The following is a 12,227-nucleotide window of genomic DNA, read 5'->3' on the forward strand; positions in this document are numbered from 1 at the left end:
TCCCTACCCCTTATAGCTAGCATTATCCGCTGTGGCGTAGCGTCAGAGCATGACTGTGCCGGACCTCGAACACGCTCTGGACGCGCTCTCGGCGCGCGTCACCTCTCTGCGTGAGGCGAGGACGGCCTACCCGTCCGAACTCGCCCCTACCCTGGACGCCGCGCTCGCCGAGCTCGACACCGCGACCGAGCTGCTGGCCGAGGCGCGCGCCGAGCTGAGCAGGGCCTCCGACCGGCGGCAGAGCGGCAAGAAGGACGGCCCCCAGCGGGAGCTGAAGCTGCTGCGCCAGGTGTTCCGCGCGTTCCCGGTGCCGGTGATCGTGCTGGACGGCGGCGGCGTGGTGCGGCGCGTCAACGGCGAGACCTCCCGGGTGCTGGGCAGCCCCGACGGCTATCTCGTGGGCCGCTCGTTCCCGCTGCTGGTCGACGTGTCGCGGCGGGCCGCGTTCCGCTCGCACCTGACGTCGGTGCTGCAGACCGGGCAGCCGGCGGCGTTCGAGACGCGGCTGGCGCACCAGGGACGCACGCACACGGTCCAGCTCGCCCTGACCCGGCTGACGATGCCGGGCGAGCCGCAGCAGATGGTGGCCGCCGTGGCGCTGCCGACCGAGGTACAGCTCCCGGGGCCGGCGGCGGAGCGGCCGGAGCAGTCCGACGGCACGCTGCTGATGGCGGCGGCCCGGCGGCAGGACCTGCTGGCCCGCATGGGCGCGCTGCTGCTGGACGAGGAGGCGCTGCGGCAGCCGGTCGCGCTGCCCCGCGCCACGCGGCTGCTGGCGGCCGGCTGGGCCGACTGGGTGATCGCCGACGTCGTGCGCGACGGGCTGCCGCGCCGCTCGGTCGTGGTGGCGCCCAAGGACCATCCCCTCGGCGGGCTGGTACGGCAGGTCGAGGGCGCGGAGCCGGCGGCCGGCCAGGTGGTGGCGCAGGTGCTGGCGCGCGGCTCGGGCGTCGTCCACGAGATGGTGGACGACGAGACGCTGCTCGGCTTCTGCGCGGACGGGCCGCTGCTGACCGCGATGGGCGCGGGCTCGCTGCTGAGCGTGCCGATCGGCACCGGCGACGGCGTGCTGACGCTGGTGCGCGAGCACCACCGGCCGCCGTTCACGCTGGCCGATCTGGGGGTCATGCAGGAGGTGGGGCTGCAGCTCGGGCTCGCCGTACGGGCGCAGCGAAGCTTCCAGCGGCGCTCGCGGGCGGCGGACGCGCTGTCGGCCAGTGTCGCGCCGCGCAACCTGCCGGACGTGCCGGGGTACGAGGCGAGCGCCATCTACCATCCGGGCGCCTCGGTGGGTGCGGAGTTCTACGACGTGTTCCCCGTGGAGGGCGGGTGGGGGTTCGCCCTGGGCGGGGCCGTGGGCAAGGGCGAGGAGGCCGCCTCGGTCAGCGCCCTGGTCAGGGGCGGGCTGCGGGTGCTGAGCGCCTGGGAGTCCGACCCCGACGTGGTCGTGCGCAAGGTGAACGAGGCCCTGATGAAGCAGGGCTCGGGCATGTTCGTCATGGCGGTGGCGGGGTTCGTGCAGGGGCGGCGGATCCGGCTGTCGTCGGCCGGGCACCATCCGGCGGCGCTGATGCAACCGGACGGCAGTGTGCGGTTCGCGGCGGGCGGCGGCGTTCCGCTGGGCATCACCCCCGCGGCCGAGACCGCGGTGGAGGAGATCACGGTCGCCATGGGCCAGACCCTGGTGCTCTACTCCGAGGGGCTGATCTCCTCCCGCAACGAGGCCGGTGAGACGTACGGCGAGGAGCGGCTGGCGGACGTGCTGGGCCGGTGCGCGGGGCAGTCCCCGGCGACGGTGGTCAAGGCCGTGGAGGCGGACCGCAGCGCGTTCTCGGGTGGCCAGGTGTGGGACGAGATCGTCGTCCTGGCGCTGCGCGGCGTCTGACCTCGCGGTTTCCGCCGGGGCCGTTCCCGCGTGGTCGGAATTCTTGGAGCTCCAGCGGGTAGTACGAGGCATTTGGGCGAGAAGTCGCTTCTGTCGGGGTTTGCGGCTGGGCCCGTTCCGGGTAAAGTCTTCAGCACAGATATCCGTGCCTAAGACGCAGGCACACCTTGAAGGCTGTTCTTTGTGCTTTCCACGCTGAGGTGTGCCATGAATATCGCGATCGTCGCTTCCGTCAACGGCAGCAAGCGCCACCAGATCCACGCCGTAGCCCGCGAGCTGGGGCGTGAGCACCACGTCACGATCTACTCCCGCCGGGACAGCACCGAAGGCAAGCCCAGGACGCGGGTGGCCCCGGGGGTCACGGTGGAGCACATCGACGTGGGCCCGGCCCAGGACCTGCGGCCGGACGACGTCATGCCGTACCTCAACGAGATCGGCCGTCACCTGACCAATCGCTGGAGCCAGGAGCGCCCGGACGTGATCCACGCCCACTCCTGGACCGGCGGGCTGGCCGCCGTGGCCGGCGCCAAGGGCCTGGACGTGCCGGTGACGCAGACCTTCCACTCGGTCGACACCGCCCACATCAAGCTGGAGCGGGCGCTCGGCCGCCGCGCCAACGCGGTCATCGCGGGCTCCAACGACGAGGAGTCGGCGCTGATCCGGCTCGGCGTGCCGCGCAACAACATCGCCATCGTCCCCTACGGCGTCGACACCGAGCGCTTCCACCGCACCGGCCCCGCCGCGACGCGCGGCTCGCGCAAGCGGCTGCTGCACGTCGGAGCCCTCTCCCCCGACCGCGGCGCCCACACGATCATCCGCGCCCTGCAGGGCCTGACGGACGTCGAGCTCGTCATCGCCGGCGGGCCGGAGCCCGAGCAGCTCGGCGACGACCGGGAGGCGCGCCGCCTGCGGGCCCTGGCCGAGCAGCTCGGCGTGGCCGACCGCGTGACCCTGCTCGGCCAGGTCAAGCGCACCGCCGTCCCCAAGCTCATGCGCGGCGCCGACGCCGTGGTGACCGTCCCCCGCGAGTCCACGACCGGCATCGTCGCCCTGGAGGCCATGGCCTGCGGCGTTCCGGTGATCGCCTCCGCCGTGGGCGCCCACCTCGACTCCGTCATCGACGGCGTTACCGGCCTGCTGGTGCCGCCGGACCGCCCCGCCCAGACCGCCCGCCTGGCCCGCGAGCTGCTCGCGGACGGCACGCTGCGGACCGCGCTCGGCTACGCCGGCGCCGACCGCGCCCGCTCCCGCTACTCCTGGGAGCGCGTCAGCCAGGAGCTCGTCCGCGTGTACGAGGCCGCCTGCGCCTGATCCCCCTCGGGCCGGACCCGCTCCCCCGTGTCCGGCCGGGCGGGACATATGATCCCCCGCATGCTGATTCACCCCTGGGACGCCGGCGACGAGAACCAGTCCCTCGCCTACGTCAGGGACAACCCGTTCGGGCAGCTCATCGCCGCCGGCCGGGGTCGCGATCTGCCCGTGGTGGTCCCCACCCAGTTCCTCCTGTACGACGACCGGACGGTTCTCCTCCACCTGGCCCGGCCCAACCCCGTCTGGGCGGCCGTCGAGGAGAACCCGAAGGTCCTCCTGTCCGTCGCCGGCCCCTGGGCGTACATCCCGGGCTCGTGGCGGGCCGAGCCGGGCACCGACCCGGCGCTCGGCGTCCCGACCACCTACTACTCGGCGGTCCAGCTCGCCTGCCACGCCGAGATCGTCGCGGACCCCGAGGGCAAGCTGGAGATCCTCCGGGCCCAGCTCGGCGACCTCGACGCGGAGGCCGGCGACCCGGCCGCCATGCCGCGGCTGCTGTCCGGGCTCCAGGGGCTGCGGCTGACCGTCGAGGAGATCCGCGGCAAGTTCAAGTACGACGGCCACAAGGACGCCGGGCACCAGGGCCGGGTGGCGGGGCGCCTGGCCGCGCGGGGCGGCCCCGGCGACGCCTCGGCCCTGCGCCACCTCTCCTGAGAACCCCTCAGACGAGCCGGGCGGCCTTGAGGCCGAGGTGGACGGCCAGGCGGTCGTCGCCGTCCGACAGGTCGCGGCCCAGCAGCCGCTCCGCCTTGCCCAGCCGGTAGTAGAGCGTCTGGCGGTGGATGCCCAGCTCGGCCGCCGTCTTCTGGGCGTGGCCGCCGAGGTCGAGGTACGTCTCCACGGTGTGGCCCAGCTCCGGGTCCAGCACGGCGGTCTCGGCCGCCAGCTCCGCCAGGTCGGCCTGGCCGAGGCGGGCCAGCAGCCGGTGCGCGCCCAGGTCCTCCCAGCGGGCGACGGGCGCGAAGCGCGGGAAGTGCTCGGCGATGCGCAGCGCCTGCCGCGCCTCCCGCCAGCTCTGCCACGCCTCCCCCGGGTCGCGCCGGGTCGCCCCGATGCCGGCCGCCGTGCCGTACGCGGCCTGGACCGTGCGCGCGACCTCGGCGGCCAGGTGCGCCGGGGCGAGCAGCGCGACCGGCGAGCCGGGACGGGCCAGCACGCCGCGCGGCAGCGTCCACAGGGCCGCCACCCGCTCCTCCGACTCGCGCACCGCGATCGCCGCGACCGGGCCGAGCACCTCCAGCGAGGCGCTCGCGCGCTCCTCGGGGTCGGCCGAGAGCAGCGCCCGCAGGTCGCGCCCGGCGTCGCGGCGGCCGCGGGCCTCCTGCGCCAGCGCGGCGGCGGCGCGTCCCACCAGCGGCTCGGCCCGCCTCAGCACCTCGTCGGTGAGGCTGCCGGAGTCGAGCAACCACAGGTAGCCGTAGGTGACGTCCTGGTGCCGCAGCGGCCAGCAGACCCGGGCCAGCACCTTGAGGTCGGCGTCGGCCGGGATGCGCACCGGGTGGCCGGCGCGGACGATGCCGTACCGTTCGAAGTAGTCGCGGACCTCCGGCGTGGCGCGCCGGCGCAGGATCGACTCCTGCCGCACGGTGTCGATGTCGCCGTGCTGCGCGCCGTACGCGAGCAGGCGGAACGAGCGGTCCTCCAGCGTCGCGGAGGCCCCGAGCAGGCGGGCGAGCTCGTCGACGATGTCCTGCAGATCAGCCGAGTTGTCCATGTGTATGACAGCCTGCCACATGGGGCGTTACGAGTGTGGATGGCCCCGTTTGAGCTGCGGTTTTAGGCTGAATACATGCTCGGTCAAGTATTGCTCGCCACGTCTCGGAGCGCACTGGTGCGCCGCTCCGTGTCCGGTTTCCCGCTCACGCGGAAGGTCGTCGACCGGTTCGTCGCCGGCGAGAGCGTCGAGGAGGCCCGTACGGCCATCCAACGGCTCACCGACGCGAAACTGACCGTGACCGTGGACCATCTCGGCGAGGAGACCCGCGACGCGGGCGCCGCCGCCGCGACCGCCAAGGCGTACGTCACGCTGCTGGAGTCCCTGAGCCCTCTCGGCCTGGGCCCGCGCGCCGAGGTGTCCGTCAAGCTCTCGGCCGTCGGCCAGCGGCTCGACGACGCGATGGCGCTGGACCACGCCCGCGAGATCTGCGCCGCCGCCGGCGCGAACGGCTCGACCGTCACCCTCGACATGGAGGACCACACCACCGTCGACTCGACGCTCGGCATCCTGCGCGCGCTGCGCGAGGACCACCCGTCGACGGGCGTGGCGATCCAGGCGTACCTGTTCCGCAGCGTCCAGGACTGCCGCGACCTGGCCGTCGAGGGCAGCCGGGTGCGGCTGGTCAAGGGCGCCTACCGGGAGCCCGCCTCGGTCGCCCACCAGAGCAAGGGCGACGTCGACCGGGCGTACGTGCGATGCCTGCGGATCCTCATGGCGGGGAAGGGGTATCCCATGGTGGCGACGCACGACGACCGGCTGATCGCCGTCACCGAGCTGCTCGCCGACCGGTTCGCCCGCTCCGTCGGAGACTACGAGTACCAGATGCTCTACGGCATCCGGACCGACCGGCAGGAGGCCCTGGCGGGGGCCGGCCACACGGTCCGCGTCTACGTCCCGTACGGCGACGACTGGTACGGCTACTTCATGCGCCGCCTGGCCGAGCGCCCGGCCAACGTCGCCTTCTTCCTTCGTGCCCTTGGGGGTAAGTAAATGGACGCCATCACCAACGTGCCCACGCCGGCCAACGAGCGGGTGTACTCCTACGCGCCGGGCAGCGCCGAGCGCTCCACGCTGGAGAACCGGATCAAGGAGCTGTCCGGGGCGTCGATCGACCTCACGATGACGATCGACGGCCGGCAGCGGATGGGCGGCGGCGCCCCGATCGACGTGGTGCAGCCGCACAACAAGGCCGCCGTGCTCGGCCGCACCCACGACGCCACCGTCCAGGACGTCGAGGAGGCCGTCTCCACCGCGCTCGCGGCCGCCCCCGCGTGGCGGGCGCTGTCGTTCGACGAGCGGGCAGCGATCTTCCTCAAGGCCGCGGACCTGCTGGCCGGGCCGTGGCGGGCGACGCTGAACGCCGCCACCATGCTCGGGCAGTCCAAGTCGGCGCAGCAGGCGGAGATCGACTCCGCGTGCGAGCTGATCGACTTCCTGCGGTTCAACGTGGCGTACGCGCGGCAGCTGTACACCGACCAGCCGGCGTCGTCGCCGGGTGTGTGGAACCGGATGGAGTACCGGCCGCTCGAAGGCTTCGTGCTGGCGATCACGCCGTTCAACTTCACCGCCATCGCCGGGAACCTGCCGACCTCCGCCGCCCTCATGGGCAACGTCGTCGTCTGGAAGCCTTCGCCCACGCAGCAGTTCGCGGCGCACTTCACGATGCGGCTGCTGGAGGAGGCCGGCCTTCCGCCCGGCGTGATCAACATGGTCACGGGCAACGGCCAGGCCGTCTCCGAGGTGGCGCTGGCCCACCCCGCCCTCGCGGGCATCCACTTCACCGGCTCGACCGCCACGTTCCAGCACCTGTGGAAGACGGTCGGCACGAACATCGGCTCCTACCGGAGCTACCCGCGCCTCGTCGGCGAGACCGGCGGCAAGGACTTCGTGCTCGCCCACCCGTCGGCCGACCTCGGCGCGCTCCAGACCGCGCTGATCAGGGGCGCCTTCGAGTACCAGGGCCAGAAGTGCTCGGCCGCGTCGCGGGCGTACGTGCCGCGCTCGCTCTGGACGCGCATGCGCGACGAGTTCGTCGCCGTGGCCGAGTCCCTGACCGTGGGTGACGTCACGGGCGACCTGTCGACGTTCATGGGCGCCGTGATCGACGAGCGGGCCTTCGCCAAGCACAAGGCCGCCATCGACCGCGCCCGCCAGGCGTCGAACGTGGACGTGCTGACCGGCTCCTACGACGACTCCGCCGGCTACTTCGTCAAGCCGACCGTCATGGAGTGCGCCGACCCGACGGACGAGATCTTCGTCAAGGAGTACTTCGGCCCGATCCTCGGTGTCCACGTCTACGACGACGGGGACTTCGACCGGGTGCTCGACCAGATGGAGTCCGTCTCGCCGTACGCGCTGACCGGCTCGCTCATCGCCCAGGACCGCTACGCGATCGCCTCGGCCTCGGAGCGGCTGCGCTTCTCGGCGGGCAACTTCTACGTCAACGACAAGCCGACGGGCGCGGTCGTGGGCCAGCAGCCGTTCGGCGGCGCCCGCTCCTCGGGCACCAACGACAAGGCCGGCTCGATCTTCAACCTGATCCGCTGGGTGAACGCCCGCACGGTCAAGGAGACGTTCGTGCCGCCGGTCATCACCGGCCCGTACCGTGGCGACGTCCCGCAGTCGGGCGCCGAGCAGCCGGACCTGAAGAAGCTCGGTTACTGACCCGCTCTCAGCACGTCGAAAGCCCCGGGACTCGTCCGCCGAGTCCCGGGGCTTTGTGACAGGAGGCGCGGGGCGTCACCGGTCGCATCGCCGGTGGTCGCCTGATCCGCGCCCGTCCGGGCTCGCTCAACCGGCCGTGGCCAGGCGGTCCAGGGGGGTGGTGGGCAGCGCGATCCAGCCTTCCGTGGCGGCCACGGCGGCATGCCGCTCCTCGGGGACGGTGACCAGGCCGAGGGCCGAGGCGCGGGCGGCGAGCGCGGACACGACGGCGTCCGCGGCGTCGTCCGAGGTCCGGCAGAGCCGCTCGTACGGGCCCAGGTCCAGCCACGGCGCGGCCTCCAGCAGCCGGTCCACGAGGCGGTCCAGCTCGACGAGGTTGGCGGCGCGCTTGTACCCGCGGTACGGCAGCCCCCACTGCTTCAGGCAGGCCGCCGGGTACACCTCCACGACCGGCCCGTCGCCGCCTCGGTCCACGGGACGGCCGCGCCGCGCCAGCTCGGCCAGCAGGGCGGCGCAGCGCATGGTGGCGTGCCCGATGCGGTCGGCCGACACGCTCAGCGGCGTCAGGCCGGTCCGCTCGTGCACCACCTGGTCGGTGACCCGCAACGCCAGGTCCCGCCGCCAGGCGCGCCCCGCGAGCCCCTCCGGCACCCGGACGTGGCCGGCGCGGTGGGCGGTGACGAAGTCGACGAACCGGTCGGGCCAGCCGAGCGGGCAGTCGATCCCGGCCTTGCCGGCGGCCGTCACCGCCTCGACGACGAGAGCGTCGTCCGCCCCGGCCTCCGCCCTGACGAGCCTTGCCCGGCCGTCCCGCCAGTCGAGCCACGCCACCGCGGTCCGCACGGCCTCGGCGGCCAGGTCCACGCCCACGGTCAGCATGCCCTCACCCTAGGCCCCGCACGGCGGCTCAGCGGACGCGAGCACAGCCCCGTGGAGGCCGGCCGATCGGCGGGCAAGGCCACCGGCGCTCGATCTCCTGCCGCACGTCCTGTCTCGTCACACCGTACGGAGCGGCGGTGCGAACACGGTCGTCCCCGCCAGCGACAAGATCACGTCAAATGTTCGCCGGTCGGCAAGTGTCACGTCCCGGCCGGTCGTCCCGCCGGGCGAGTCTGCCATGCGGTGCCAGTGCCGGTCGCCCGGCGCTGGCGGACGGAGGCGGTTTCCGCCCGACGAGAGGAAACATCACCATGAGGCACATCCGCGGGATGTGTTACCCGGTCGCCGCGCTGGCGGCGCTGGCCCTGCCACTGACGCTGTCCCCTGCGGTGCTGGCCGACACCGCGCCGGCGGCCAGCACCCACGCCGGCCCGGCCCGGGTGGCCGCGCCGAGTCCGGCCTCCTGCCCCGAGCGGGTGGCGCTGGTCAACGGCGGCTTCGAGCAGCCCGTCATCACCGGCGCGCCGTGGCTCCAGTTCCCCGACGCCTCGCAGAACCGCCCGAACTCGGTGCCGGGATGGCGGACGACCGCCTCCGACCACCTGATCGAGCTCTGGAGCACCCGGATGGGCGTCCCGCCCCTCGAAGGGGGCCAGTTCGCCGAGCTGAACGCGACCCAGGTCGCCACCCTGTACCAGGACCATGCGACCACGCCGGGGCAGAAGCTGTACTGGCGGCTGTCCCACCGCGGACGCTCCGGCACCGACACGATGGCCCTGGACATCGGCGATCCGGCCGGACCGGCGCAGCAGGCGACCATGTCGGACGGCACCACGAAGTGGGGCACCTACTCCGGCACCTACACCGTGCCCGCCGGCCAGACGACCGCCAGGTTCGCCTTCCGCTCCCTCTCCTCCGCCGGAGGGAGCCGCAGCGTGGGCAACTTCCTCGACGACGTCTTCTTCGGCACCGCGCCGTGCGTCGTCGTGACCAAGACCGCGAGCCCGCAGGGGCCGGTCGACGTGGGCGACGTGATCACGTACCGGCTGACCGCTGTCAACAAGGGCGGCGGCGTGGCCGAGAACGTCCGGCTGAGCGACGCCGTCCCGCCGGGGACCTCCCTGGTGCCCGGCTCGCTCCAGGTCGTGAGCGGCCCGAACGCCGGCGCCAAGACCGACGGGCCCGGCGACGACCAGGGCGCGTTCGACGCGGGCACCGGGAAGATCGCCTTCACGCTGGGCAACGGCGCGACGGCCACGGCCGGGGGCACCCTGCCCAACAGCGACATCCTGCCCGGCGGCACCACCGTGGAGTTCCGGGTCAAGGTCGGCGTGGCCGCCGCGGGCAAGCGGGTCACCAACCAGGGCACGGTCACCTACGACAACCGGCTCGGCCCCCAGCCCGAGCCGCTGACCTCCACCAGCGGCGACACCGTCACCGAGGTCAACCCGGCCGTCGACCTGAGCGTGGTCAAGTCGGCCGAGCAGGTCCGGGTCTCCGTCGGCGGGATGGTCGCCTACCACGTGACCGTCCACAACGCCGGGCCGAACGACGCGACCGGCGTCGTGGTCAAGGACGCCCTGCCGGCCGGGCTCGCCCTGCTGTCGGCGACGCCGTCCACCGGCACGTACGCCGGCGGAGCCTGGACGGTGGGCACGCTCGCCGCCGGCGCCTCGGCCACCCTGGTCGTCCGGGCCAAGGCCACCACGATCGCCGAGACGGTCAACACCGCCACGGCCGGCAGCAAGGAGAAGGAGCTCGACCCGGCCGACAACAGCGACTCCGTCAAGGTCTGCATCGACCCCGCGCCCGTCTGCCCGTACTGCACCCCGGAGAAGGAGAAGGAGCAGAAGCAGCAGGGCTGAGCCGCTGACGCCGGCCCGGTCCACAGGTCCAGGACGACGTCCTCGCGCGGCCGGGAGCAGCAGATGAGCGCGTCGCCCTCGGCGGGCTCGTCGAGCGGCTCGGGCGAGTAGGCGACGCTTCCGGCGCGAAGGAGACCACCGGCCCGTCACCCGGCGGGCCGGTGGGCGCGTGGACCGGCCGCTCCGAGACGGCCGCGACACCCGGCGTGAGCGCGGCGCCGGCGCTGCCGGGGGACGTCCTCGGGAAGGTCCACGTCGACCGGCACCAGCTTGGCCATGGTTCCCGCTACTTCGCTCCCGCGGCGTCCTCGATCGTCTTCGCGACCGCGGCGGGGCGCGAGAGCATCACGACGTGCGAGGCTCCCTCGACCTCGACGGTCTCCTTGGCGCCCGCCCGCTTGGCCATGAACGCGTGGGCGGCCGCCGGGATGTTCTTGTCCCGTTCCCCGTAGACGAACCAGGAGGGGATCGTCTTCCACGCGGGCGTTCCGGTGGCCGGCTCACCGAGCGCGGCCTGGGTGACGGGGCGCTGGGCGACGGCCATCAGCCTGGCCTGGCCCTCCGGGAGGTCGGCGGCGAACTGCTGCCAGAACCTGCTCTGCCGGATGTAGAGGTCGGCGCCGCCGCCGGGGATGCGCATCGGAGGCGTCAGGGCGGGGCCGAGCGTGCTGCCGGGGAACCGGCCCGACAGCTTCACGGCGCTCTCCCCGGCCGCCGGGGCGAAGCCGGCCACGTAGACGAGACTCTTGACGTTCTTGTTGCCGGCCGCGGCCTGGGTGATCACCATCCGCCGTACGAGTGCCCGACGAGCACGACGGGGCCCTTGACCGTGCCGAGGACGGAGGACACGTAGGCGGCGTCGCTCTTGACGCCGCGCAGCGGGTTGGCGACGGCGATCGCCGGGTAGCCGTCGGCGGCCAACCGGGAGACGACCTCGTTCCAGCTGGAGGAGTCGGCGAACGCCCCGTGGACGTACACGATGGTCGGCCGCGCGGGCTGACGGCCCTCCGCAGCGGCGTCGGCCGAGGCCGCCGGGACGAGCGCGGAGCACCACGGGAGGAGGAGAGGGGCGACGGCCGCCGCGACGAGCCACGGGATGCCGCGGCGGCGAGTCGTCGTGCCGGTGGCGTCGTGGCGCTCCATGGGATCACTCCTCCTCGGTTCGGAAATCCCCGGCACCCGTCCGGCGGGTTCCGGGGATCTCGTGCGCCCGGCCGGGCCGGACGAGCTAGACGGCGCCCTGGACCATCTCGCGGAGCTGGGCCTCCTCCTCGTGGCTGAGCGACGTCTGCAGGACGTTCCCGCCGAAGGGCTTGATCTCCGGGATGACCTTGTCCGGGGTGCTCCGTACGACCAGGACGAACAGCGCGGCCATGCCGGGCTCCAGCCGGTCGGAGACCTGGCGCATGAAGTCGTCGTTGACGCCGATGTCGGCCATCGCGCCGCCGGCGGCACCGGTGGCGGCGCCCAGGGCCATGCCGAACAGCGGCATGAAGAACAGCAGCCCGATCAGGCCGCCCCAGAGCGCGCCGCTGGCCGCCCCCATGCCGGCCATGTTGCTGGCCTGGTGCATCTTGATCTTGCCGTCCCGCCGGCGCTCGACGACGGCCACGTCCTCCATCGTGATCAGGTTCTGACGCTGGAGGTCGAGCAGACGATCGCGCACCGCTGTTGCGGTAGCGACGTCGGGATAGGAAATGACGATGAGATTGCTCATGATTCATCCTTTGAACGGCTGCCAAGGGAGCTTTCCCGGCGCCATCCCGCCATATAGCCATAAGGAGGTAAAACGACCTAATTGGTGCTATGCGCCTTCCGGGTACATTCTTGGAAGTCTCCGACGAAGGCCATGAACTCCTGGTCCGATAGAGTTTTCGCATGTCGTGCGGAATTTGACGGAGGCGTC

The 12,227-nt window shown here is 72.9% G+C and carries 9 protein-coding genes and 1 pseudogene; 6 read left to right on the top strand and 4 right to left on the bottom strand.

Annotation, left to right across the window (positions count from 1 at the left end; all coding sequences use genetic code 11):
* Window positions 1–49 precede the first annotated feature (49 nt).
* The 3 genes from AB0H64_RS03145 to AB0H64_RS03155 all read left to right on the top strand — a co-directional run bounded on the left by AB0H64_RS03145 (window position 50) and on the right by AB0H64_RS03155 (window position 3,850).
* Window positions 50–1,885, top strand: a complete 1,836-nt coding sequence (locus AB0H64_RS03145) for a SpoIIE family protein phosphatase (RefSeq protein ID WP_357619484.1) — start codon at window positions 50–52, stop codon at window positions 1,883–1,885.
* 207 nt (window positions 1,886–2,092) lie between these two features.
* Entirely contained in the window at window positions 2,093–3,196 is a 1,104-nt protein-coding gene (locus AB0H64_RS03150) for a glycosyltransferase (protein WP_357619486.1), read from the top strand.
* Between the two features lie 60 nt (window positions 3,197–3,256).
* Window positions 3,257–3,850: an FMN-binding negative transcriptional regulator gene (locus AB0H64_RS03155; protein ID WP_357619488.1), complete on the top strand. Its 594-nt coding sequence runs from the start codon at window positions 3,257–3,259 to the stop codon at window positions 3,848–3,850.
* Window positions 3,851–3,857: 7 nt separating this feature from the next.
* On the opposite strand, the gene AB0H64_RS03160 is transcribed toward AB0H64_RS03155, so the two are convergent.
* A complete protein-coding gene (locus AB0H64_RS03160) occupies window positions 3,858–4,910 on the bottom strand; it encodes a helix-turn-helix domain-containing protein (protein WP_357619490.1) in 1,053 nt (350 codons plus the stop codon).
* Window positions 4,911–4,985: 75 nt separating this feature from the next.
* On the opposite strand from AB0H64_RS03160, the gene AB0H64_RS03165 reads away from it, so the two are divergent.
* Together AB0H64_RS03165 and pruA are read left to right on the top strand one after the other, a co-directional pair.
* A complete protein-coding gene (locus tag AB0H64_RS03165; RefSeq protein ID WP_357619492.1) occupies window positions 4,986–5,903 on the top strand; it encodes a proline dehydrogenase family protein in 918 nt (305 codons plus the stop codon).
* On the top strand, window positions 5,904–7,577 hold the full coding sequence (gene pruA, locus AB0H64_RS03170; RefSeq protein ID WP_357619494.1) for an L-glutamate gamma-semialdehyde dehydrogenase: 1,674 nt from the start codon (window positions 5,904–5,906) through the stop codon (window positions 7,575–7,577).
* 126 nt (window positions 7,578–7,703) lie between these two features.
* Here pruA and AB0H64_RS03175 read toward each other — a convergent pair whose 3' ends face one another.
* The gene (locus AB0H64_RS03175; protein WP_357619496.1) at window positions 7,704–8,456 is read right to left on the bottom strand and encodes a DUF429 domain-containing protein; all 753 of its coding nucleotides are present in this window, start codon (window positions 8,454–8,456) and stop codon (window positions 7,704–7,706) included.
* A 311-nt stretch (window positions 8,457–8,767) separates the two neighbouring features.
* On the opposite strand from AB0H64_RS03175, the gene AB0H64_RS03180 reads away from it, so the two are divergent.
* Complete coding sequence (locus tag AB0H64_RS03180) at window positions 8,768–10,321, top strand: hypothetical protein (protein ID WP_357619498.1); 1,554 nt, start codon at window positions 8,768–8,770, stop codon at window positions 10,319–10,321.
* A gap of 286 nt (window positions 10,322–10,607) precedes the next feature.
* Here the strand turns inward: AB0H64_RS03180 and AB0H64_RS03185 are convergent.
* Window positions 10,608–11,464: pseudogene (locus AB0H64_RS03185) on the bottom strand (alpha/beta hydrolase).
* An 85-nt stretch (window positions 11,465–11,549) separates the two neighbouring features.
* The gene (locus AB0H64_RS03190; RefSeq protein ID WP_357619500.1) at window positions 11,550–12,038 is read right to left on the bottom strand and encodes a DUF1269 domain-containing protein; all 489 of its coding nucleotides are present in this window, start codon (window positions 12,036–12,038) and stop codon (window positions 11,550–11,552) included.
* Between the last annotated feature and the right edge of the window lie 189 nt (window positions 12,039–12,227).

This window comes from Nonomuraea sp. NPDC050733 (genome assembly GCF_040654215.1).
Lineage (GTDB): Bacteria > Actinomycetota > Actinomycetes > Streptosporangiales > Streptosporangiaceae > Nonomuraea.